Source organism: Variovorax jilinensis (assembly GCF_030316885.1).
Taxonomy (GTDB): Bacteria; Pseudomonadota; Gammaproteobacteria; order Burkholderiales; family Burkholderiaceae_C; genus Variovorax; species Variovorax jilinensis.
The window spans coordinates 103,776-126,934 of the sequence record NZ_JASZYQ010000008.1 but is presented as its reverse complement, the minus strand read 5'-3'; the positions used below and the strand labels follow the sequence as shown (position 1 = coordinate 126,934).

General features: G+C 62.9%; 18 protein-coding genes. 6 read left to right on the top strand and 12 right to left on the bottom strand.

The window, feature by feature from the left end:
- The first annotated feature begins 76 nt into the window (after positions 1-76).
- The 5 genes from QTH87_RS22890 (at position 77) to QTH87_RS22870 (ending at position 4,392) form a co-directional block, all read left to right on the top strand.
- A complete protein-coding gene (locus QTH87_RS22890) occupies positions 77-1,465 on the top strand; it encodes a carotenoid oxygenase family protein (RefSeq protein WP_286612376.1) in 1,389 nt (462 codons plus the stop codon).
- 56 nt (positions 1,466-1,521) lie between these two features.
- On the top strand, positions 1,522-2,241 hold the full coding sequence (locus tag QTH87_RS22885; RefSeq protein WP_286612375.1) for an SDR family NAD(P)-dependent oxidoreductase: 720 nt from the start codon (positions 1,522-1,524) through the stop codon (positions 2,239-2,241).
- A 43-nt stretch (positions 2,242-2,284) separates the two neighbouring features.
- The gene (locus QTH87_RS22880) at positions 2,285-3,025 is read left to right on the top strand and encodes an SDR family oxidoreductase (protein ID WP_286612374.1); all 741 of its coding nucleotides are present in this window, start codon (positions 2,285-2,287) and stop codon (positions 3,023-3,025) included.
- Positions 3,026-3,103: 78 nt separating this feature from the next.
- The gene (locus QTH87_RS22875; RefSeq protein WP_286612373.1) at positions 3,104-3,922 is read left to right on the top strand and encodes a VOC family protein; all 819 of its coding nucleotides are present in this window, start codon (positions 3,104-3,106) and stop codon (positions 3,920-3,922) included.
- 41 nt (positions 3,923-3,963) lie between these two features.
- Positions 3,964-4,392 carry a putative quinol monooxygenase gene (locus QTH87_RS22870; protein WP_286612371.1) on the top strand — a complete coding sequence of 143 codons (429 nt, stop codon included), beginning with the start codon at positions 3,964-3,966 and terminating at the stop codon, positions 4,390-4,392.
- 492 nt (positions 4,393-4,884) lie between these two features.
- Here the strand turns inward: QTH87_RS22870 and QTH87_RS22865 are convergent, their stop codons facing one another.
- On the bottom strand, positions 4,885-6,528 hold the full coding sequence (locus QTH87_RS22865) for an amidohydrolase (protein WP_286612370.1): 1,644 nt from the start codon (positions 6,526-6,528) through the stop codon (positions 4,885-4,887).
- Between the two features lie 148 nt (positions 6,529-6,676).
- Between QTH87_RS22865 and QTH87_RS22860 the strand changes: the two genes are divergently transcribed.
- Complete coding sequence (locus QTH87_RS22860) at positions 6,677-8,383, top strand: winged helix-turn-helix domain-containing tetratricopeptide repeat protein (RefSeq protein WP_286612368.1); 1,707 nt, start codon at positions 6,677-6,679, stop codon at positions 8,381-8,383.
- 350 nt (positions 8,384-8,733) lie between these two features.
- Here the strand turns inward: QTH87_RS22860 and QTH87_RS22855 are convergent, their stop codons facing one another.
- The 11 genes from QTH87_RS22855 to QTH87_RS22805 all read right to left on the bottom strand — a co-directional run bounded on the left by QTH87_RS22855 (position 8,734) and on the right by QTH87_RS22805 (position 23,097).
- A complete protein-coding gene (locus QTH87_RS22855) occupies positions 8,734-9,753 on the bottom strand; it encodes an alpha/beta fold hydrolase (protein WP_286612367.1) in 1,020 nt (339 codons plus the stop codon).
- Positions 9,750-10,169, bottom strand: a complete 420-nt coding sequence (locus QTH87_RS22850) for a VOC family protein (protein ID WP_286612366.1) — start codon at positions 10,167-10,169, stop codon at positions 9,750-9,752. Before QTH87_RS22850 ends, QTH87_RS22855 begins: the two co-directional genes overlap by 4 nt.
- Positions 10,166-11,776, bottom strand: a complete 1,611-nt coding sequence (locus QTH87_RS22845) for an FAD-dependent monooxygenase (protein WP_286612365.1) — start codon at positions 11,774-11,776, stop codon at positions 10,166-10,168. Before QTH87_RS22845 ends, QTH87_RS22850 begins: the two co-directional genes overlap by 4 nt.
- A gap of 45 nt (positions 11,777-11,821) precedes the next feature.
- Positions 11,822-12,604, bottom strand: coding sequence for an alpha/beta fold hydrolase (locus tag QTH87_RS22840; protein WP_286612364.1), 783 nt, complete (start codon positions 12,602-12,604; stop codon positions 11,822-11,824).
- Positions 12,605-12,610: 6 nt separating this feature from the next.
- Positions 12,611-13,573 carry a Bug family tripartite tricarboxylate transporter substrate binding protein gene (locus QTH87_RS22835; RefSeq protein WP_286612363.1) on the bottom strand — a complete coding sequence of 321 codons (963 nt, stop codon included), beginning with the start codon at positions 13,571-13,573 and terminating at the stop codon, positions 12,611-12,613.
- Between the two features lie 132 nt (positions 13,574-13,705).
- On the bottom strand, positions 13,706-14,632 hold the full coding sequence (locus QTH87_RS22830; RefSeq protein WP_286612362.1) for a LysR family transcriptional regulator: 927 nt from the start codon (positions 14,630-14,632) through the stop codon (positions 13,706-13,708).
- 282 nt (positions 14,633-14,914) lie between these two features.
- Positions 14,915-16,468, bottom strand: coding sequence for an alpha/beta fold hydrolase (locus tag QTH87_RS22825; RefSeq protein ID WP_286612361.1), 1,554 nt, complete (start codon positions 16,466-16,468; stop codon positions 14,915-14,917).
- Positions 16,469-17,182: 714 nt separating this feature from the next.
- Positions 17,183-19,588 (bottom strand): hypothetical protein, encoded by a 2,406-nt coding sequence (locus QTH87_RS22820; protein WP_286612360.1) that lies wholly within the window; start codon positions 19,586-19,588, stop codon positions 17,183-17,185.
- 210 nt (positions 19,589-19,798) lie between these two features.
- Positions 19,799-20,902, bottom strand: a complete 1,104-nt coding sequence (locus QTH87_RS22815; protein ID WP_286612359.1) for a hypothetical protein — start codon at positions 20,900-20,902, stop codon at positions 19,799-19,801.
- Positions 20,903-21,396: 494 nt separating this feature from the next.
- On the bottom strand, positions 21,397-22,314 hold the full coding sequence (locus QTH87_RS22810; protein ID WP_286612358.1) for an isocitrate lyase/PEP mutase family protein: 918 nt from the start codon (positions 22,312-22,314) through the stop codon (positions 21,397-21,399).
- A 42-nt stretch (positions 22,315-22,356) separates the two neighbouring features.
- A complete protein-coding gene (locus QTH87_RS22805; protein WP_286612357.1) occupies positions 22,357-23,097 on the bottom strand; it encodes an SDR family NAD(P)-dependent oxidoreductase in 741 nt (246 codons plus the stop codon).
- Between the last annotated feature and the right edge of the window lie 62 nt (positions 23,098-23,159).

The window sequence follows — 23,159 nt, the reverse complement described above, 5'->3', positions numbered from 1 at the left end:
TCAACGGCCAGTCTGCGGACCACACTTCCATGCACGCCGAAAGCATCACGCAACGGCGAACGCAGAAGGGGTCATTATGGACACGGCAGTCAGCGACATTGCGTCCGCCCACAGCACCGGCATACCCTATGTAACGGGAAACTTCGCACCACTGATGAACGAGGTGACCGCCTTCGATCTGGAGGTGGTCGGCCGCATCCCCGAAAGCTTAAACGGGCGCTTCCTGCGGATGGGACCCAACCCTGTCGACGAGCGCGACGTAGCCTGGCTCAAAAGCTACCACTGGTTCATGGGCGCGGGCATGGCGCACGGTGTGCGGCTGCGAGATGGCAAGGCCGAATGGATGCGCAGCCGCTTCGTCGTAGATGCACACACGGCGAAGGTTCGGCGTGTCGAACCCATCCCAGGGCCAGGCGCGGGCCAGCGCGACACCCCCGTCAACACGAACCTGATTCTTGTCGGCGGCAAGCTCTGCGCCGTGGCAGAGGCCGGCGGGCTTCCGGTCGAACTCGACTACGAATTGGAGAGTGTGCGGCGCACCGATTTCGGCGGCACGCTCGAAGCCGGCTTCACCGGCCACACGAAACGCGACCCGGTCACTGGCGAGCAACACGCACTGACCTACGAGCCATTCCAGCCGGTGCGCTACGTATCGATCGGGCCAGACGGACGCGCGACCACCAAGGCACGTATCGACCTGCCGCACATCCCAATGATCCACGACATGGCGTTCACGCAGGCGTTCATCGTCGTCCCGGATTTTCCGGTGACCTTCCAGCCCGAGCGCTCGCACACCGGATTCCCCTGGCTTTGGGATGATCGCCGTCCTTCTCGCATCGGCCTTCTGCCGCGCGATGGCGATGTCTCACGTCTTCAATGGTTCGAGGTGCCGCGCTGCTTCGCCTTTCACTTTGCCAACGCCTATGACGACGGCGACCTCACCATCATCGATCTGCCCAAGCACCCGAGCATGTTTCGCACGGATCAGAACGGCCCCGACGAAGGCGCGCCGGTTCTGGTGCGCTGGACGCTCGACCGCACGACCGGGCGCCTGAGCGAGACCGTGTTGGACGACCGGGGAAACGACTTCCCGCGCATCAACGGACGCCGTGGCGGACTGCACTACCGCTACATCTACACGGCGCACTGGGGTGAGCGCGTGGCCTTCGGGCCCGCCATAAAGCATGACCTGCAGCGAGGGACGAACGAAGTTCATGACTACGGCCGCGGTTGCATGACGACAGAGCCCGTCTTCGTGCGCAAGCCAGGGGCGCTCTCAGAAGACGAGGGCTGGATCATGTCCTCCGTCTACGACCCCGACCGCCACCGCAGTGACATCGTCATCCTCGATGCGCAGGACTTCAGCGGCGAGCCTGTTGCGAGGATCCGTCTGCCGGTGCGCATTCCCTTCACTTTCCATGGCGGCTGGGCGCCTGATTCAGGCACCACGCCACCCTCCGTCTGACCGGGAACTCCGGTCACAAGCCGTCCCGCAACGCAACGCCAACGCAAGGACTCATCATGAGACTCCAAGGAAAAGTAGTGCTGGTCACCGGTGCCGCCAGTGGCATCGGGCAAGCCGTGTCGGAGCTGTTCGCCAAGGAAGGCGCGACGGTCTTCGCCTCCGACATTGCGTCGGCCGAAACACCCTACTCCAGCGGCATCCACGCCATGACACTCGACGTCACCAGCGAGGATGCCTGGCAGAACGCAGTCGACGCTGTCGTTCAGAAGAGCGGACGCCTGGACGTTCTCATCAACAACGCCGGAATCATTGCCTACGAGCCCGTCCATGAATTGGACCTCAATGCGTGGAACCGGATGATCGCGGTCGACCAAACCGGCGTGTTTCTCGGCATGCGCGAAGCGGTGCGCGTCATGCGAAGGCAGAAATCAGGGTCCATCGTCAACATCTCGTCGATTTGGGGCAACGCCGCGGTCGCGGGCGCACATTCGTACCACGCAGCCAAGGGAGCGGTTCGCAACATGTCGAAGAACGCGGCGATGACCTATGTCGCCGAGGGGATTCGCGTGAACTCGGTGCATCCGGGTTTCATCCACACGCCGTTGACCGACGCACAAGCGGGCGACCTCAATGATGCCGTCATCGCTTCGACCCCGATGAAGCGCGGCGGCACGCCGCTCGAGGTCGCCAACGGCTGCCTCTTCCTGGCCTCCGACGAGGCGAGCTACATCACCGGCATCGAGTTGGTGATCGACGGCGGCTATCTCGCGCAATAGCCCCGCACTGACATCCACACCACCATACTGAAGCGGGGCCATCATGAACGACGGCACTGAGGGGAAAGTTGTGCTCATCACTGGGGGCGGCACCGGGCTCGGCGCGGAGACCGCGCGCCTGCTTGCTTCGAAGGGAGCAAAGGTCGCAGTGGCGGCGCGGCGCAAGGAAAAGCTCGATAGGGTCGTTGCCGAGATCGGTGCTGCAGGCGGCCAGGCACGTGCGTGCCCATTGGACGTTACCGACAAGAGCCAGATGCAGGCAGTCGTTAACGCTGTGATTGCCGAGTTCGGTCGGCTAGACGTGCTTGTCAACAACGCCGGCCTCATGCCCATCCGCCCCATGTCAGAGGTGAACACAGACGAATGGGACGCCATGATCGATGTGAATCTCAAGGGCACGCTCTATGGAATCGCAGCGGCGCTGCCGGCCTTCCTCGCCCAGGAAAGCGGCCACATCATCACCATGAGTTCCGTCGCAGGCCTCAAGGTGTCGGCTCCGGGCGGCGTCGTCTATTCGGGCACCAAGTTCGCTGTGCGCGCAGTTTCAGAGGGGTTGCGGCTCGAAGTCGGACCCAAGATCCGCGTAACCACCATCGCGCCCGGCTACGTCGAAAGCGACCTCAAGTACGGCACAACAAGCGGCGCACGATCGATTGTGATGGACATCTACAAGGCCGCCATCCCGGCCAGCTCAGTAGCGCGCGCCATCGCCTATGCAATCGAGCAGCCAGCCGATGTCGACATCAACGAGATCGTCCTGCGCCCGACCTCGCAGGAATACTGACCGGGCGCCTGTCGGTGCCTTTTTCGCAACCCCCGTACCAGGAGTGCATACGTGACATACCCACACCACCCCAGTGAGATGAAGTTGAACCGCCGAGAGCTCGTTCAAGTTGCCGAAGCCGCGGTTCTAGGTGGACTCGTGTTCGCAGCTTCACCGGCGGCTGCGCAAGCGGATCGACCACCGAGCTCTGCGGTGCGAAACGGCGGACCGCTTGGTGCGAGACTGCAAGGCGTACAGCACTTCGGCCTGACCGTGCAGAACATGGACCGCGCCTATGCGTTCTATACGGAAGTGCTCGGCGGTACCGAAGTCATGCGCGACGGCGACTTTCAGGGCGAGCGTATTCACAACACCCTGCTCACAGACCAGGAAATCGAAGCGCGCGTGCGCAGGGTCAACCCGCGGACATTGGGGGTTCCGGACCTCAAAGGCGGCGCACAACGGCTGGATGTGCGCTTCATCCAATTCGACAACGTCGTGATCGAACTTTTGCAGTACCGCGACGCAGAGCAGCCTACCGGCAGCGGCGCAGCCTTTGCAGAGCCGCTCGACAAGATGAGTCCGGCATTCCCGCGCATGATGCACATCTGCTTCTATCTTCGCGATGACGTCGATTTCAACAAGTTCATCACCGATCTCGAAGCGGAATCGGCTCGACGCGGGATGACGCAAGTGCGCGCCAATCGCGTGGCCACGGTCACGACGGAAGAACAGCGACGGGCAGCCCCGACGGTCGCCAACAGCAACAGCATCACGGAAGGAAAGTCCAATGGGTGGACGCTGATCTATTGCAAAGGTCCCGAGGGTGAGCAACTCGAGTTCGTTCAGGCGCTGGGGCCAGTCAAACGCGTGTTTGACAACGCGCGCGCCGCTCACCTGAAAGTCGCGAGCCGGTGATACGGCCAAGTACCTTTCCAATTCAACGCAAGGAGAACGACATGCCCCGTGGAACAGTGAGGCGCACAGCGCTCGCAGCGCTTGCAGCAGCAACATGGATCGCGAGCACAACACCGGCGGTGGCGCAGTCCGCTGGTGGCCTACGCTACGACGGAGTTCCCGCTGGAGCCATTGCCATCGTCGCGGAGGTCCGCGCCAAGCCCGGCAAAGAAGACGAGATGCGCAAGGCCACATTGCCGCTGGTCGCGCAGGTTCGGCAAGAACGGAACAACCTTCTCTATTTTCTTCACGAAGACCGGCAGGCGCCGGGGCAATTTGTCTTTTACGAGATCTTTTCCAGTCAGGCGGACTTCGAGGCGCACAACGCCACACCGCATGTTCAGGCTTGGTTCGCCAGGCTGCCCGAACTCGCTGATGGCGGCGTGAAAGTGGTGCGCATGGAGATTCTCGGCAACAGGCCAGCACCATGAGTGTCGTTGGTGCCCACGGGCATCAGCACCAACGCTTCACCGCCACCGCTCGCCCTTCGCGCATTCCCCGTCGTGCAGGGACCTTGCCAGTCATCAGTCACCTCCTTCACCGCTGCGCGCCACCATCTCATCACGGCGAGACGTACCTATTGGTCTTTGGAAAGCCCCTGCGATCGCCCTTGCGGAATTCTTCCGCTGCCGAAGCTGAAGCGGTCCTAGAGCTTGGATGATTCGATTGACCGCACCAGTCTAGAACTCGCTTTCAAGCTTGGATCCCAACATGGTTTGTGCCAAGAGGCAGACGATCGACCACTCTTCCCGCGCTCTCCGTGGAGGCGTGAAGAAGTCCGGAATCGAAATCCTCCACGCAGCAGATGCGGCACCCCACGGAGCGCATGGGATCAGGACGAGGCGATGAATCCACATGACCTGCTTGGTAACTGGTTTCTGGTCTCGTTCGGCTTATGCGGCACCGACGGCAGCCACTTCAAGTCACCTGGGCGAGGACGTATCTGCCAAGGCCGGATCTTCGAACGCTATCTCGCCATCCACCAAGGTCAGCAGGCTTCTCGTAGCGGGCAATGCGGGTAGAGACACGTTCAGAATGTCCTGTGAAAGTAGCGTCAAGTCGGCCGCCATGCTCACTCCGATGAGTCCCTTGCTGCCCTCCTGCTTCTCAGCGTAGGCCGCACCGGCCGTATAGGCGAGCAAGGCTTGCTCGCGCGACAGCGCCTCGCGCGGAGATGCGGCATAGGTTGTGGCAAGCATGATGTTGAGGAAGGGGTTGGCTTCCTCGGCACCTGCATCCGATCCCAGCGCGAGCGGCACGCCGGCTGCCAGCAGGCTCTTCAGCATCGAGTGTGGCTCTGAAGGACGCCGAGGCGCGCCGGCGGGAGGGAAGTGTGTCGGGTTCTGAATAACGACGACGCCGAGCCGAGCCGCCTGCGCAAGCGTGTCGTCGCGGATGCCGTCGCCGTGCTCGATTCGAACCCTCTTTTCCCGCCACGCGTCCGCGGAGGCCAGCGATTCCATCATGGCGAAAACACGATCGGTTTCGGCATCGCCGACGACATGCAGCGCCACCTGCCCGGGGCGACGCAACGCAGTCTGCAGGATCTCGCCCAACTGCGCATCGCTGTGATTCGAGCGACCACGCCAGTCCGGACGCCCGGCATACGGTTCGCGCCGCAGCGCATTCTGCTCGATCGGCGTACCGTCGAGCATCCATTTCGGGCCATCGATGCGCACCCGTGGCGGCAGGGTCTTCGGCGCTGCGTCCATCGCAGACCACGCGCCGGCAATGCTGGGTACGGCACCGGTCGCCCATGAATAGACCGTCCACTTCTGCGGCGTCTTCGCCTTCGCCAGCGTGTCCAGAGTGACCTCGAGCGTCTTGCCGCTGTTCATCAGGTGGATGCTGGTCACCCCCCAGCGCGCATAACGCTGAGCCGCGGCCTGGAACGACGGCGCGAGCTTTGCGGGGTCATTCGGCGTTGCGCGGATCTCGGGAACGGGTGACGCGCCCTCGTCCGCGCGGCCGTTGAGCCGTCCGGCGGCGTCACGCCCCCATTGGCCGCCGATCGGATCTGTGACGTCCTCGGTGATTCCGATTCGCTGCAGAGCGGCGCTGTTGACGATTGCCGTGTGGCCCCAGAAGCCGCGCAGCAGCACCGGCCGGTCGGGGGCGACACCGTCAAGCGCCACCCGCCAGTTGCGCTGGTCGCGGGCAACGAGCGGGCCGATCCAGGCGCTGATCCAATTGCCGGGCGTCCTTGCCGCGGCGGCAACGGCGGCGAGTGCCTGTTCGGGTGTCGGTCCGGGAAAGGGCAACCCTGGCATGGGCAGCGGCACTGAGGGCAGCGTGCTGCCGAGGTGGACATGGGTTTCGATCAGGCCCGGGGTGACGAGTCTGCCGCCTGCGTCGATGACGCGTGTGGCCGGACCTGCCAGCGCGCGAATCTGGGCATTGCCGCCGACGGCACTGAACAACCCGTCCTCGACCGCCACGGCTTCGGCCCGGGGCTGCGCCGGGTCGGCGGTGAAGACGTTGGCGTTCACGATGATCAACGAGGGTGCGGCAATGGCGGCTTCGCCAGAAAGGGCCAGGGCAAGAATGGCGTGACGCGTGAAGGGCATGGCGAGTCCCGGAGGTTGACGATTTCGCACGATCCATCCGCGGCCGAGGAAAGTCCCGATCGCAGGACGAAAACAGACGAAATCAGACTAAATCGAGTGGTGCCGCGCGCAGAATGGTTCACGCGCATTCCTGCGCAGAGGCTTCGCTGTGGATCGAGCCGAACATGATTTCATCGTCACACCGACGCGTCTGCAGGTCGCAGGCTTCGTCGTCGACCTCGCACAGCAAGCCCTCCTGGACGCTGCCGGCAAGCCGGTGGAACTGCGGCCGCAGGCGTTTCAGGTCTTGCGTCTCCTCGCGCAAAGCGCAGGCCGGCTGGTCACCAAAGATGAGCTGATGGCCGCTGTCTGGCCGGGGGTCGTCGTTACAGACGACTCGCTCGTCCAGGCGGTCGGCGACGTGCGTCGCGCCCTCGGCGACACAGGCCACCGCCTGGTGAAGACCGTGCCGCGCCGCGGCTACCTGCTGGTGGCGGCCACCATGGCGAATGAAACCCATAACCGGAGCGCCGAGGTCACAGGTGGTACATCGAGTCTCGCTCGCCGTTGGCTGGTCCTCGGCAGCGTAACAATCGTGCTGCTAGGCGCGGCGGCCTTCTGGCAGGCGCGCGTTCGAACAGAAGCGTCCAGGGCAGTAGACGATCCCGGTGGACTCCCTTCAATCGCGGTGCTCGCATTCAAGGGCCCGCCCGGTGACGCCGACGGCGCGGTTCTCGCCCGCAACGTAGCGGCGGACTTGGTGTCCGAGTTGGCGCGCAGCCCCAACCTGCGCGTCGTCTCGAGCCAGTCGAGCTTCCAGTTCGCCGACGGCATGACGCCGTTGGCGGAGGTAGGGAAGCGGCTGCGCAGCCGCCACATCGTGGACGGCACGGTGCGCCGCGAAGGCGAGCAGTTGCGGATGGGTGTCGAATTGCTTGACAGCCAGGATGGTCGGGTCGTCTGGTCGGGTTCCGACATGGTCGATCGAGCCGCGCTCGGCGCCGCCCAACTGGCGCTGGTAGGCCGAATCGCCGGCACGCTGCAGGCCAAGGTGGCCGGGACCGAGCAGCAGCGTGCGCTTGCGCAGCCGCCGAAGACGCTCGACGCCTATGTGTTGGTGGCGCATGGAAGGGCCATGCTGTTGCGGTACAACGCGCAGGGCATCCGCGAATCGCGGCGCCTTCTTACCGAGGCCGTCGCGATCGACCCGGACTTCGCACCGGCATGGGCCTTCCTCGGCATTGCCAACACAGTCGACATCGGTCTGCATCTGACCGGCGAGTGGGACGAGCGTCGCATCGACGAAGTGCTGCACCAGATCAGACGTGCGATCGAACTGCAGCCGGGCCTTCCGACCGCCTATGTCGCCTTGTCGCAGGCGCTGAGTCGGGCAGGAGACCTTGATGGCGCACTTGCGGCCGCGCAGCAGGCATGCCGACTCAGTCCGAACGATGCTGAGTGCTTTTACGTCGTTGGCGCGGCACATCTTCAACTCGGCCAAGTCGAGCCCGCTCTCGGCAACCTAGAGCAGGCAATGAACCGAAATCCGCTACCCCCTGCGTACCTCCCAGCTTTTTATGCCACCGCGCTATGGGCGAATGGACGCTTCGAAGAAGCAATTCGCGTAGCCGATGACTGCCTGACGCGGGCGCCGGACTTCTGGCGTTGTCGCCAGGATCGGATTGCCGCCCTGGTCGAACTCGATCGCCTGCCCGAAGCCCGGAAGGAGGCGGCAGTGTTGCAGTCGAAGGTTCCTCGCATAGGGAGCGGATGGTTCGGCTCGACATTTGGCGATCGCGCCGCGGCCCTGCGTGAGCGGCGCGTGACTGCTGCGCGGGTGGCCGGCATCCCTGACATGCCCAAAGTCGAGCAATAGGAATTCGATCAGCCGAAGCATCGTCGAATGCGGGCTAGAACCAGTTGACCGTGCCGTGACTGCGAAACTGTGCGGGGCCAGCGACCTTCGCTCACCGCTTTCCCCCAGCCTGTATTCTCAACGTGTCGGTCATGCGGCCGGTGAGCAGCGGAAGCGGACTGACGAGCCGATGAAGAAGTCGTCTGGCCTCGATCCAAACCCAACTCAGAAACGCTTTTTCGGAGTTCAGCATTCAAGTGCGGGCCAGTTAGACCTTGGGGTAACCGATCGCGGCAGCAGACCGCGAGGCAGAACCGGCGAAGTCTCGGACGGCGCGCCAGCTGGATGCATTTCAATGCCGGCTGGAACCGTCAGGCCGTCGGGACTGAACGCAGAAATTTCAGCAATTCTTCCGACCACCATTTCGCGAAGCGCACCGTGCCATGGCCACAGGTGTTGGCGCTCGCCGGCACGACAAAAAGACTCGTATCCTGCAGGCGGCCGATGGCCCGCTCCAGGGCTCCGGTTTCTTGCGGATTGCGCTCGTCGTCAGCCGACACGACCGCCAGGACATGTGCCCGGAGTCGATCGAGGCCGGGCGACGGGTCGTAGTCGTGCGCGGCCTCGTACTGGTAGAGCAGGTCGTTCGCATCCGTGTCGAAGGCTCGCGCCCGCAAGGCGGCCAACCACCGGTCGGCGGCCTCACGGTCGGGCGCGGCTTTGTCGATGGCCAGGGTGCCGCCATTCGTTGCCACATTGAATGCCTCCCATGCGGCACGGGCGCCGGGCGGCTGGGCGGTGTACTGACCCGCCTGCCATTGCGGATCGTTCCGAATGGCGTCGGCCATCACACGCCGCAACAGCCAATTGCGGCCCGACATCGGCGCCGGCTGTGAAGAGAGTGGAACCAGCGCATCCATGACGGCCGGATGACGCACACCCCAGAGCCACGCATGCATGCCGCCCATGGATGTGCCCAGCACCAGCCGCAGCCTGTGCAGGCCAAGGCCTTCGGTCACCAGCCGGTGCTGTGCATCCACCATGTCCTCGTAGCCATAGCGCGGAAATCCGGTGCGCAGCCCGTCCGAGGGTTTGCTGCTGCGGCCGTGACCGATGGCGTCCGGCAGCACGATGAAATGCGTGGCTGCATCCAGCGCCTGGCCGGGTCCGAACAACTCGCCACCAAATTCCGGCGACAGCATGCCGCGGCCCGTGCCGCCCGTGCCGTGCAGCACAAGCACAGGGGCGCCCTTGGGATTGCCGAGCACGGTGTACCCGAGCCGGAGTTCCGGCAGCGTCTCGCCGCTGTGGAACCGAACGTTCCGCGCGATGAACTCACGTTCCTCCGGCGTGCGCCATGCGATCTCTGCGAGGGATGCTGAGGTCTTCACGGCGAAGACGGCGCGGCCAGCAGCCCCTCAGCGTCCAGGTCGAAGTTCAGCTCGAGTTTCAGGCCCAGCGGATCCTTCACGAAAACCTGATGCAGGTGCGTGCCCTTCAGTGGCGACTCCTCGAAGGGGATGCCCTCGGCTTGAAGCGACGCGCGGGTCGAGACCAGCCCGTGCGCGACCAGTGCAATGTGGTCGAGCCCGCCGCCGCCGCCGCGCGCCGGGGTTTCCTTCAGCAATGCATTGAGGTGCACCAGAGCGTGCCCGCCGGCGTAGAGCCAGTACCCGGGGTTCCGCAGGTCCGGCCGATAGCCCTCAGTCAAGCCGAGCGTGCGGGTGTAGAACGCCAAGAGCACCGGCAGGTCAGCAGGCGCGCAGCCGACCGTGAAGTGATGAAGCGTCGAGACGTTGGCGATCATGCGGCGCTTCCCGGCGAGGCGCGGCACAGCACTGTGTCCATCGCGGCGCCGAGAAGCCCGGCCGCGTCGTCTGCACTGCCTCGCGAACGCCAGGCCACGTGGCCGTCCGGCCGCACCAGCGCTGCGCCGTCGGCTTCCAAGCCATAGGTCTGCAGCCAGTCAGCTCCGTCTTGTTGGCGCTCGTCGCCGATGACCACGCATTCGATGCGCGGCGACGGCAGCCCTGTCGCCGCATCGCGCCATGCGACACCGCCGGGCGCCGTAAGGAGCACGAACCCTCGCCCCAGGTAGTCGAGCGTGGACTGGGTGCATCCGTCCGGTGCGAGCGCAACGTGCGGCGCACGGCAACCCGGCGTGGCACTGGGCGCGTACTGCAGCACCGGGTCGTCGACATGGTGCCCGATCCCGTCCGGCGCCACGGCCCCGGCGGCGTAGTTGGCGCCGAAGATCAGGCCGACCTCGTTGAGGAATTCCTTGCGGGGCAAGACGGCTTTCTCCTGGCGCGCCGTGCGCCCCATCGACAGTGCGTTCAGGAGGCTTGTCTGGGTCACCGCCTGCCCCACCGGTCGCCGCTCGGTGTCATAGCTGTCCAGCAAACCGTCGCCGGCCTCGCCGTGGAGGACGGCCGCCAGTTTCCATGCCAGATTCTGGGCATCCTGTACGCCGGTGTTCAGACCAAAGCCGCCGGTCGGTGGCATCTCGTGCGCCGCATCGCCGGCCAACAGCACAGGTCCTGAGCGGTAGCGCTGGGCGACCAGCGCTGACGCCTTCCAGGCGCCGACGCCGAGCACCTCGACCGCGATGTCACCGGCGCCCACGGCCCGGCGGATGATCTCAACGCAGAAGTCGGGCGTGAACTGTTCGGGCGTGTAGCCGTAGTGCGCCAGCGAGGTGACCAGAAAGCCCCAGCGGTCGCTGCCGTTGATGGTCATGAACGTGCCGCGCAGTTCCGGCTGCTCGATGAGGTACAGGCCGGCCGGCCGCTCGGTCACCCAGGGCGTGAGGTCGACCCGGCAATGGATGTTGACGCTGTCGTATACGTCGCGTTCGCCGTCGCGCTCGATGCCCAATTGGCGCCGGATGCGGCTCTGCGAGCCATCGGCCGCGATCATGTAACGCGCCCGGATGTCCTGTTCGCGGCCTCCGCTGTCGCGGATGCGCGCGCGCACACCGTCGCCTTCCACCTGCCACTCGACCAGCTCGGTGCCGAAGCGGACCCGTCCCGGGCCATCGGTATCGGCCCGGTGGCGCAGCACCGGTTCCAGCACGTCCTGCGAGCAGCCGCAGTTGCCCGTGACCGAGAACGCCTGGCTCGCAGCGCCGCGTGTGGGGACCAGCCGGTTAATCTCGCGTCCAGCAAGGCTCTCCACCCACATCACCATGCCATTGAAGCGCGCCGGCATCGCGACGGCGCGGATCGCGTCTTCAAGGCCGATCTGGCGGTACATCTCCATTGTGCGCGCATTGAGCGCACGGGCCTTGGGCAGCGTCGCCGTGCCTTCATGGCGCTCGATCAGCAGCGAGTCGATGCCGAAGTGCGACAGGTAGACGGAAGCGGTGAGGCCCACGGGGCCGCCGCCAACGATGAGGACAGGAATCTCCAGCATTTGTCAGATCTCCAAGGCGCCACACGGCGCGCACAGGTTGAGGCGCTAGGCCAGGAAGTCGATCAGGTGGTGGGCCATCAAGTCGGGCGCCTGAGTCACGGCCAGATGACCCACATCGGGCAGCACGATGCTCTGGCTGCCGGAAATGCCTTGCGCGAGGGAAAGGGTCAGTGCCATGGGCACAACCCGGTCCAGCGCACCGGCGATCAGCAACGTGGGCTTCGCAATGCGGCCGATGTCCAGGTCGGGGATGTCGCCTGTGGCCGCGGCCCGGCGTTCGGACCGTACCGATCGGGCTGGGGCCGACGCGAAGTGACGCCGGGCAGCCGGATTTGCCTGCAAGTAGGCCGACGGGTAGAAGTATTGGGCCATCTGTTCTGCGGACTCCGGCAGCGCGCTGCGCAGTCGTGCCAGGGCCTGCGCCACTTCCGCATTGGCCTGTGCGATCGACACCTGGAGCGGCCAGGTGCTGCCCAGCACCAGACGCCGGATCACATCTGGGTGCCGCACCGCCAGGGCCTGCGCGACGCGTCCACCGAAGGAGGTGCCGAACACATGGGCGGTCGCATGTCCCAAGGCATCAAGCAGCGCCTTGGCATCGTCGGCGAGCATCGACAGGGTGGCAGGTTGTTCGGGGTTGACGGTGTCACCGCAGTCGCGCTGGTCGTAGGTGATGACCGTGAAGTGCTCGACCAGCGCGGGTCGGATGAGCGCGAACTGCCGCCTGGTGCCTTCAGCGCCATGCAGCATCAGCAGCGGCGGCCCGGTGCCGTCCACTTCATAAGCCGTGCGCGTTCCGTTGAGCTCGAGGGTGTCCAGCAAAGCCATGTCCCTTCAGCTCATCTCGATGCCCAGCGGGGGCAGCAGCTTGCGGTAGCGCTCGATCTCCGCGGTGACATACGCCTTGAAAGCGTCCGGCCGCTGGCTGTCGGGCTCGCCCCCGCTTTCCTGTGAGAACTTCACGAAGGCGGGCGCCTTCACTGCGTTGGCCAGCGTCTCATACAGCGACTCCAGCAACGGCGCGGGCAGTTTGGCGGGCGCCCAGACGCCGGACCAGGCCGGGATGTCCTGCACACTCAGGCGCGATTCGGCAAAGGTGGGAACCTCCGGCAGCAACGGCGAGCGCACGGTGCCGGAAATGCCCAGCGCACGCAGCTGGCCCGCCTTGATCTGCTGGAAAGCTACCGAAGGCGAAAGGAAGGCGCAGTCGACCGTTCCCGAGATCAGGTCCGTGGTCGGCGTTCCCTTAAAAGGGACGTGGACCAGGTCCACGCCCACGCCTTTGCAGAACAGCACGCCGATAACGTGCGTGGTGTTGCCCACGCCCGAAGAACCGAAGTTCAGGAACCCCGGCTTGTCCTTGGCAGCCGCAATGAACTCGCCGATGGTCTTGTATGGCGACTTGTCGCTGACCAGCAAGGCAAAGCCCGACGAACGAGAGAGACGCGTCACCGGCGTGAAATCGGCAATGGAGTCGAAGGGCAGCTTTTTCATGAGGACCGCGTTGGTTGTAAAACCCCCGGTGGTGTAGAGGACCGTGTTGCCGTCCGGCCGTGCGCGCGCCACCTCGAGGGCGCCCAGGGAACCGCCGGCGCCGGCCTTGTTGTCCACGATCACGGGCCGCCCGGTGCCTTTGGTGATGGTGTCCGCCAGGATGCGCGCGGTGATGTCCGTGCCGCTGCCGGCAGAAAAGGGCACAACGATGCGCAGCGGCTGCGACGCATCGGCCTGGGCCCAGCGGGGCACGAGTGCGGTGACGGCCAATGCGCCGATGAAGGACCTGCGGTCGTGAAGCATGCGTGTCTCCTGTTCTTGTGATGCCCTGCAACCGGGCGGTTCAGGACAGGCGCAAGGTTAGGGACAATGGGCAAGCGCGTCCAAGCACATCTTCTGATCGGGTCGATAACGCGCCGGCATCGGCGCCTGGCATCAGGCGAGGGTCGCGTTGGGCCAGCGGCCCTCGCGTACATGCGCCTGCACAGCTTCCCGCAGCACCTGCATCACGCCCTCGGTGGCCCGCGAGGCAGGGCGGTCCGATGCGCGCGCGATCACGCGGTGCAGGAACAGGCCGTCGATGGGGATCGCGCGCAGGCGGCCGGCGTCCAGGTCTTCCTGCACGGCAGCGGCGAAGTGGGCCGTCACGCCGACGCCGTCCATGACCAACCGGCGTGCCACTTCCGCCGTCTCGACCTCGACCACCTGGTTTAGCTCGATCTTGGCGCGCGCCGCGGCCACTTCCAACTCGAGCCTCACGCCCGACTTGATCCGGCCTGTCATCACCAGCGGCACGCCGTCGAGGTCGCGCACCCGGACCTTGCCCAGCATTGAAAAGCGCGCGTCGTCATGCCTGGCGACCAGGCAGACCTGCTCTTTCATCAAAGAAATACTCTGCAGGTTCGTTCGTTCTACAGGCTCGATCAGCAGCGCGACGTCCACTTCGCCGCTGGTCAGCATCTGCTGCAGCGACGGTGCAAAGCCTTCGATGATGCGCAAGCGCACCTCGGGAAAGCGCTCGAGCACGGCTTTGGTGAGTAGCACGGACAGCTGCTGGGCAAGCCCGGGTGACAGCCCAACAGCCACGGGTCCGCGTGGTTCGCGCTGGCGTGCCAGGAGGTCGGTCTTCATCTGCTCCGCATAGCGCAGTAGGAACACCGCGCGCTCGAGCAACATGCGCGCCTCTTCGGTCGGGGCGGCACCCCTGGCATGGCGCTCGAAGAGCCGCACGCCCAGTTCCTCCTCAAGCAACTGGATCTGCCGGCTCAGCGCCGGCTGTGTCACATGCAGGACGCCCGCCGCCTTGCCGTAGTGCTGCTGGGTGGCGAGCGCAACGAAGTAGCGGAGTTGGCGCAGGTCCATGGGGTCATGGTAGCCTGATAACCTCTGTCAAATGGCGTGCGCCGCTCGCGGTCGTCGACCACAGGCATTTGGGTGAGGCGGGCTTTCTGTCCGCTATGCAGCGATAGCAGACCATCAGATCGATGGATGCGAATGACCGCAGACTCCGCTCTCCGGTCATACGGAACGCGATACTCCCCTATCGGCCGCCAACGCCTAATAGGTTTTGCTCGGAGGAGATGCTCAAAAAATGCAGGCTAGTATTCCCCCATTTTCTGGCGCTTAGAAGAGGAACCCAAGCCCTCAAGTCAACGAACGTCCGGGAGATCGATTTCCAATCACGATCTCAACCGCACGTTCAAAGTGAATCATCTCTACCGCGCTAGCTTCGGCCTTAGCAAGTTGCCATGCTCGCTCGACAGACACCAGAATTTCCTCGCCATTTAGCTCGTGCTCTGAGAGCGCAGCGAAGTCTGTGCCGTACAGAAGTGGCATTCCTAGTGGAATCGAACGTCTCCAGATGTGTTCCCGAGTTAGGGTGTCCGGTAAGTCGAATGCGATCAAGTCAGTGTGAGCGCCAAGCCATTCATGGGGAAGCATGTTCGATGCACTCGCCGTGATGATCCAGTTGCCCGTCAGTTGGATGGACAGCGCCGTAGCATCGCTTTCGACAAAGCGGTCTGCGTCCTCGAACACAAGTATGCAGTCCTGTGCTGTGCCTGCCGCCTCGAGTACGGATTGAAGAGTCTGCCGCGGTGCGTTTGCGGCAACTACCGCGCTAAGGTCTACTCGGAGAGCCCTCAACTGCAAGCGCGTTGCGATGCAGCGTGCGGCCAGTACCTTCCCCACACCTCCTGGACCATGAAAGATCGCGTTGAGCTGAGTCTTGCTGTAGTAGGTCGCCAAAACCATTTCTTCAAGACGCCGCATGACCGACGCGGTGACGACCAAATCATCAATGCTTGCCCCCATCAAGCCTTGTGTGTACCGCGAGAGCACCGTATTGCTGTCGGGGGGCGAGATGGCCTCTTCGAGGTCTTTAGGTTGTCCTTCAGTAGCAGAGAGTTCTGTAAGGGTCTCCTCAAGGAAGCGCACGAGTGCCCGATGCGCGATCTCTTTTCGATGGGCGGGCTTCACAATGGACGAGTGGTCCGAATGAGGGATCTTCAGCGGGTCGCCAAAATAGCGGCTGGCCGAAAATGGCTGAACTATTGGCGGTGGCCGGGAACCCAGCAACCGGCGGAGGATGGATTTCCCCTCTTGGACAAACAGTTTGTCCTCATGCAGCTCACGGCCAGCAATGAAGAGTCGACGACTTTCTTTGAGTGTTTGAAACTCCGAATCCAGGTCGTTCAGCCATTGGTTGTCCTCGCCAAAGGTCAATGAAAGGGCTTGGGAGTGGCCTGCCGCCCGGGCGACCCCTTCAATCCAGTTCGCGTAGGCAGATCCGAGCGAAGGAGAGGCTACAAGGAATAGGCCAATCTTGGCTCCCATCTCGATCAGTTCAGCCTGCCGGCGCACGACCAGCTTGCGGACAACAATCCCACCCATGCTGTGACAGACGAAGAGAAGCACACCACCCTTCCAGATTGGACCCGAATCCGTCTGCTCCGTCTTCAGCCGCTCCGTAAGATCGTCAACGACGTTGCTGACCGAATAGTGTCCGCTCGCAAAACCAGTCTGATAGGTGTAGACGTAGATACCCAGATGAGCGAGCGAAGGCTCCTGCTCCAGCAATTTCGGCCAATAAGACCCGTTTTGGTTCTTCCAGGAGCGCTCGCCATTGGCAAGAATGCCGTGGACGAAGATGACAACCCCAGCGTTAGGTTGAGGGAGGCGCACCCAAACACCGTTCATCAGGACCTCCTGTCTCACGACGTGACCTCAGCCCCCTGTGACCCGAGCCTGCGATTGTGTCGAAAGTATGGAGCGATCGCAATCTCCACGATTGGGCCGTGTTGAGAACTCGCAGTTGCAGCATTTGCAGTCGTTCAGCCTGGTATCGAGTTGACCCTTCTCCGGTGCACTGCAGACGATCAACCGCTACGCCTACAGCGAGGTTGCATTCCTTCCATAGAGGATGGGAAGTGTGCGGTTCCCGTCATCCTGGCAATGAACCTGCAACACATCATTGGTGCAGCTGCGAAGCGATCGTGACCATCCAGCATTGCCTCTGCGTAGTCCGAACGATTCGGGGATGTTGACCGTCAATCTGGACTACTTGAGGCCGGTATCGAGGTTGTGCTGAGCAGACCAACGGACGACGGCCGGCCCACCACCATTTCAGTCGGCCACGCAGCGTTTGCTGTCGTGGACAACCGCGCCGCGGACATACGTTGCCGGCCGGTTTCCTGTCATTCGGTTGGGCCGTCCCCCAATATAGCTTGGCCGTTTGGAGGGCCGCTGTCATCGGGATCTCCACTGCTAGTACCGACCCATCAGTGACCTGGAGCGCCGTCTTGAACTAGAAACGGCCGCTTGGTCCCGTCGGCGTCGCGTGCTTAAGGGCGGTGCGCTGCCGCACAGAGCATGGGAGCGAAAGGAACAACCACTGATCGGACGCAGGAATCCTCAGTTGCGACGAAGGTCGCGTTTCACAGCTGATATCAGCCGCTCGAACTTCTCGGGCTGGGTGGACTGTATCGTCTTGAGAACACCTTCCCAATGCTCTGGCGAAATCAAGCCCAAGTCTGCCTCCACCGGCCCAGGAACATGGATGTCGCTCAGGTCGAGCTCCTCGCGAAAAATGTTTCTGGCAATCGCCGCTCCAGCCAGTCCAATGGCCTTGGCCTCATCTTCGAAGAACTTCTGCGGCACGAAGCTCACCAAGGCATCCATCGGTACCTCCGCCGCAGTCTCCATCACGTTGTCGTGGCTGGACAAGAATTGCTCTTCCACCACGACGCAGACAGACAGACTGCGCGCTTCTGGTCCAACTCTCAAAGAAACGGCAAGCTCGTCTTCTACCCAGTCGAGGATGTACGTGACATCCACTTCCTGCCTCTTGCGTTCCCGCGCGCTGCGATCGCGGCCCCCCGCACGCGGCTGGCCCAGGAACCAGCCCTGGCCTGTCAAGTCACCTACCGATTGCCTCAAGGCGATTGCGTCCATGTTGGCACTACCACCTGACAACGAGTTTGACATGATTTGGACGCCAGTCTGGCTGTCGACGAACTGAGTGGTTGCGTGAAACTGCGATAGCTCTACTGGCTTCGCCGCTACCGAACCAAACGAGCTCTTGACGGGGATGTACCAGTCATAGGTGTCCGCTTCTAGGCTTACCGTGGTTTCCGGAATGTGAATTGATTCTTTCGCCGAGCTAGGCGTCCATTCCGAAATAATGGCCTTGCTGTCCAACTCGGATCCGCGTTGGATGTAGAGTTTCTGGAATCCCGGATGAGCGGCGTCGGGTTCGTAGCCGGTGGCGAAGTGATCGGAGTAACTTTTGAGTTCCGGCAGCGTTCTCAGTACAACGCGGTACCGCATCAGTGGGGCACCTCGACGGAGGGATTGGGTCTTGAACCGAACGCTAGCCCAGCATTCCCGGGTGCGCTCCAAGGCTTTGGCCTGCACATGGCTCAGGCCCAAGATCCAACGGCTCTCCACTGTCTTTTTCTTGTCAACGGCGTCTGTGTACGTCAACAGCGGCGGTCGCGACGCTGCAACAGTCTCACTGCGGTCGGGCTCGGTGGCCTGATGCCGGCAGAGGGTACTCAGGTGCATCAGCTGCACGTAACCGGATAACACCAGCAAATCCGCGTAGTCCTTGGCCGCCTGTTCGTTCGCGGCGTCCGCGCATTGCTGCGGATTCAAGATGCGGTATCGGTTGTAGTGAAGGCCGCCTTGCTCCAGTGGGATCGTCTCAAGTACAGCAGGTGGCGACCAGCCATAGTCCATGCACCCGGCACGCGTCGGCCGTTCTTGGGCAGGCGCTGCACGCTCCTTTCTGATGAAGTCGTCGTTGTGCGTGAGTGGGTCCAGCGCGCCGACCACGAAGGTGGCATCCGGGTTGGCTAAGTACAGTCCGAAGTCAGCTGCGGTGTGCTGCGTTCGCAGCAGCACCGATTCCCGCATCTGTGCAGCGAGTGCCTCGACGCCGTCCGCAAATCGCCGAAGCGTCGGCGCATGCGCACTGGTGCTGCGATATTCCGGCACTAAGGTGCGTAAGCACGTGAGATAACCAGTCGTCGCATTGATGACAAAGGGCACCATCGCGCGGTGGTCGAATTGCAAGCCTCTGTCGATGTTCCGAGTCGAGAGCGTCCCGCCTGCCGTCTGCGAGAACAGCCGTCCCTGCATGGCTTCCCAGGTCTTCAGCCGCGTTTCATCACGCTGCACCATCCAACTTCCAGCAGCGTCGAACATCGCCAGTATCTGGCTCATCGCATTGTTCAACTTCACGACAGTATCGTGTTGCTGCACAAAGTAGTCGGCAAGCACCAAGTTGTCCTGGGTGTCGGAGAAGGCGGAGACGTCGTCGATCAAGCTGTTTAGCGGAGCCCGCATGTCGCCGAGGTGCATCAGATAGAGTTGTTGCGAGTTGCCAACCATCAATTTGCTAAGCTCGTTGAAGCGCTCATTGACTAAAGTCGTCAAGGGGTCAGGCCCTTTGCTAAAGACTTTGAGCATCTCGAGCACCTGAATCGCCACGCCCACTGCGGCAAACACAGGCGCAATTGCACCGGCGACAGCGCTTATGCCCTTGATGATGTCCAGCACCAAGCCTACTGCGTTGGGGTTTGTCGAGCCCCACACGTGCATATCCAGCAGGAACGTTTGGTTCTTCTGCACCCCATCCATGGCGTCTTTCACGGACTTCAACGCGTCCTTGATTTTGGCCGCGTCATCAGCATAGGTCTTCCACGCGGCACCATAAACGGGTACCCCCTTCGGCGGGGCGGCGCCTGGCAAGATCTTGCCCGAGGCGTCAACGTACACGCCGGTCACTACTTCGAATACGAACGGTGAATCGGACATTGCAGACCTCCCTGTTGGGGCGACCATTGAAGCGTCATACCGAATTGATGTCTACCGCTTGACGGGCTCTCCGACGGCGATTCTCATGCTTTTTGTGGAGATCGGGGGCCTTCATCTGCAGACGGAGGCCGAATGCGAGGAGTTCGGGCCCGAGTGCTTCTGCAACGGTTGATTCGAGCCGAAGTCCGCAGCAATCCAGTCGACACGATGTCAGGAAACGGGAAACGGACCGTGCCAGGCGAAGGCTTCATCACGCCAGTAGAAGTCGAAGCCCATTTGGTCTCGATGACGAGCGACGACTTCCAGGTTTCCATGATCGGATCGCGAGAAGCTGCTCTGGATCATGGAGACCTCGTCGTAAATCGGGCCCGACACCTTCACCGGACCGCCCCATCCCCACGAAATTTTCTGCCGCTCATACCCCGGGATGCCGCTGATCCTCCAGAAATGAAAAAACCCACCTCGCGCGGCGGGGACGATCAGCTCAAGGTTGCCGTAGTGGCCATGTCTGAAGAGGGCGGGCTCCTCGAGGTTGTAATCGCCCTGGATCAGCGACGGGCGTCCGCGGAACTGCCCATGCAGTTCGAAGAACATTTCCACCCCGATTGCTGCATGGTCCAGCCAATTGCGAAAGGACGGGATGCCGTTCTCCACGTGAATGTGGCCGCCAACGCCCTCCACTACAAGATGCACATTGCCGTCGTTCGACACGGCAGCGACTATGTGATCACCTCCGACTCCGGCTTCCGAATACTCCGCATGGGGACTCGCAGCGCCGATCGCAGTCAAGGCGAGAGACATTCCGACGAATACCGTCGGCGCGGTGCCGTCCCAGGGTATCCACATGATTGTGGGTTGGTTTCGTCGCTCCCAGTACTGAAGGCCTCGATCCAGATTGCCGGCGACTACGTAAAAGCTAGATCCGGCGACTGTTTGCCGGGTGTAGGCCAAGCTCGGCGCCGTGGTCGCACGGTCGAAAACCCGAAAAGGCCCGTTCCATCGGAACGCACCGCCATTTTCGCGCCAGTAGTGGTGCACTTCACCCGAGGAGGTCGTAGCCAGCACCTCGAGATTGCCGAGATCGCGATCCGGATGCTCCTTAAAGTCCGACTCGATCACCGACGCTCCCAAGTAGTGGTAGCCAGCGCCGAATCGAAAGGGACCGAGCCACGGGAAGCCTGGCGTGTCATTGGCCCTTCCAAAGTGGGCGAGGCCGCTGTCGCTCCATGGAATCACCACTTCAAAGTTACCCGCATTGCCCTCGCGACTCTGGATCAGAAAGCCGCCGCTAGGTGACATGCGTTTCTCGGCCATGTAACGCTCTCTCTTTCTACCAAGTCGGTGCCGCTGCGGGTCGCTATGCGTGATTGGTCGCGATGCGGACAGCGATTGTGTGGCACGCCGGCCAATTGTTCAATGGATCGCGATCGGCTGGAACCTTCCGAGAGCGGCATCCCGATCCCGGAGAAGCCCCGCCTTTTGAAGGGCCGTCAATCGCTCGCTTCGGAGAGTCGACATTTGCCGCAAAACTCGCGGAAGACAGCTCTGAGGTGACTGCCGTCGTTCCGACGAAGAATGCGACCGGCGTCACCCAGTCTGAAGCAGGTGGTCGTCTTCCGCTGATGCACCTAGCCTGCAGCTCAGAACCGATGAGTTCGATCAAAGCGAACGTCTTGGCCCTGCAGCTTCGGTGAACGAGCGGGACCCTAGCGTGACTTCAGCGCCCATCGCCTAGGAGCTCCAGGACCCACCACTTTCTCAGCATTTGACCCGGTCGTGAACTCGATGCCGTCGGATCGAGAGAGACCCTACGCTCCAGCGCCTGGTTGAGCCGGCGCGTCAGCATTGCCGCCTTTCGCGAACCGATCCTGGACGTTGTACTTCTTCACGTTCTCGTAGAACTTCTCGTAGGGCATCAGGCCGTTCAGTGCTCCCTCGTCGAAGCAAAACTCCTTGAGCTTGGTGGCATCCTTGTCTCGCCAGAACGACTCGCACACATGCTTCACGGCCTTGAAGGCCGCAAAGATGCTGAGCGGCCAGTAGACGGACATGTTCGCACCCGCTTCGGTCTCTTCGGCCAACGAGTCCTGGAAGTCGACGCTGGTCGTGATGAGCGGCCCTTTGATCCTGGCGCGGAATTCCTTGAGCGCCTTGATGGATCCCTTGAAGACGATAAATCCCGCATCGGCACCGGCGGCAAGGTAGGCGTTGATCCGCTCGACCGCGTCGTCCATGTCGTCGTTGAGGTAGAGGGCGTCCGTGCGCGCGACGATCATGAAGTTCTTGTCGACGCGAGCGTCACAGCATGCGCGCACCCGTTCGCACATCTCCTCGCGGTCGAGGAGCACGGCCTTGTGCGTCGTGTGCTTGCCGAACACGGTGTCTTCGATATGAATCGCCGAGGCTCCGGCCGCTTCGAATTCGTGCACGGTGCGCCAGATGTTCGCCGCGTGATACCAACCCGTGTCGGCGTCGCAGACGATCGGGATATTGGTTTCCTTGGCGATTTCGCGTGCCAGCCCGAGCAGGTCGTGCAGCTGAACCAGACCGACGTCCGGCAGTCCGAAGGCGCTCGCTCCGGTGACCAGGCTGCCCGTGTAGAGGACGGGGAACCCCGTCTGCTCGATGAGACGTGCGCTCAGCAGGTCGTAGGCACCCATCAATGGCGTGCATTCCGTTTCGGCAAGCAGCTCTCGCAGCCGGATGCGCTTTTCATACATGTCCATGGGAAATCTCCAAAAGGGGTTGAGATGTCGGAGCGCTGCGCGCTAACGCATGAAAAGTCCGCCATTGACGTCGAGCGTGGTGCCGGTCAGGTACTTCCCGTCCTCGCATGCCAGATAAACCGCAGCCTGCGCGATGTCCTCGACGTCGCCATATCGACCCAAGGGCACGCTGGCCCTGACGGAGGGGTCGTACTGCAGGACATCGGTCATGGCCGTCTCGATCGTTCCCGGCGCGATCGCGTTGACCGTCACGTTGAACGCGCCGAGTTGCTTGGCGACCGCCTTGGTGAGGCACAACACCCCAGCCTTCGACACTGAGTAGGTGATCTCGGCACTCACGCCGCCGATCTCGCCGGCGACCGAAGCCATGTAGATGATGCGACCGGACCGCTGCGCCTTCAGATGCGGAATCGCAGCCTGCGTCGCATAGACGCAGCCCATAAGGTTGATGTCGATCACCTGCCGCCACTGCTCGGGCGTGATCTCCTCGATCGGCCGCGCCTTGCGCACGATGCCCGCGTTGCACACGACGATGTCGATCGTTCCGAAGGCCCGCAGGGTGGCGTCGATCAGTGCCTGGTTGTCCGCTTGGGAAGCGACGTCTGCCTTGAACGCGATAGCCCGTACGCCGTGGCGTTGCGCGATGTCGCTAGCCGCCGCCGCGGCCGCCGGCTCATCGAGGTCCGCCAGCACCACGCTGGCACCCTCGCGCGCAAAGGCATCCGCGATCGCCAGTCCGATGCCACGCGAGGCGCCGGTCACCACAGCGGTCTTTCCAGTCAATCTCATCATCACTCCTTGATGCCTTGGTCGCTTCGTGCCCGCCGTGCGCGAAGCCGGGAAAG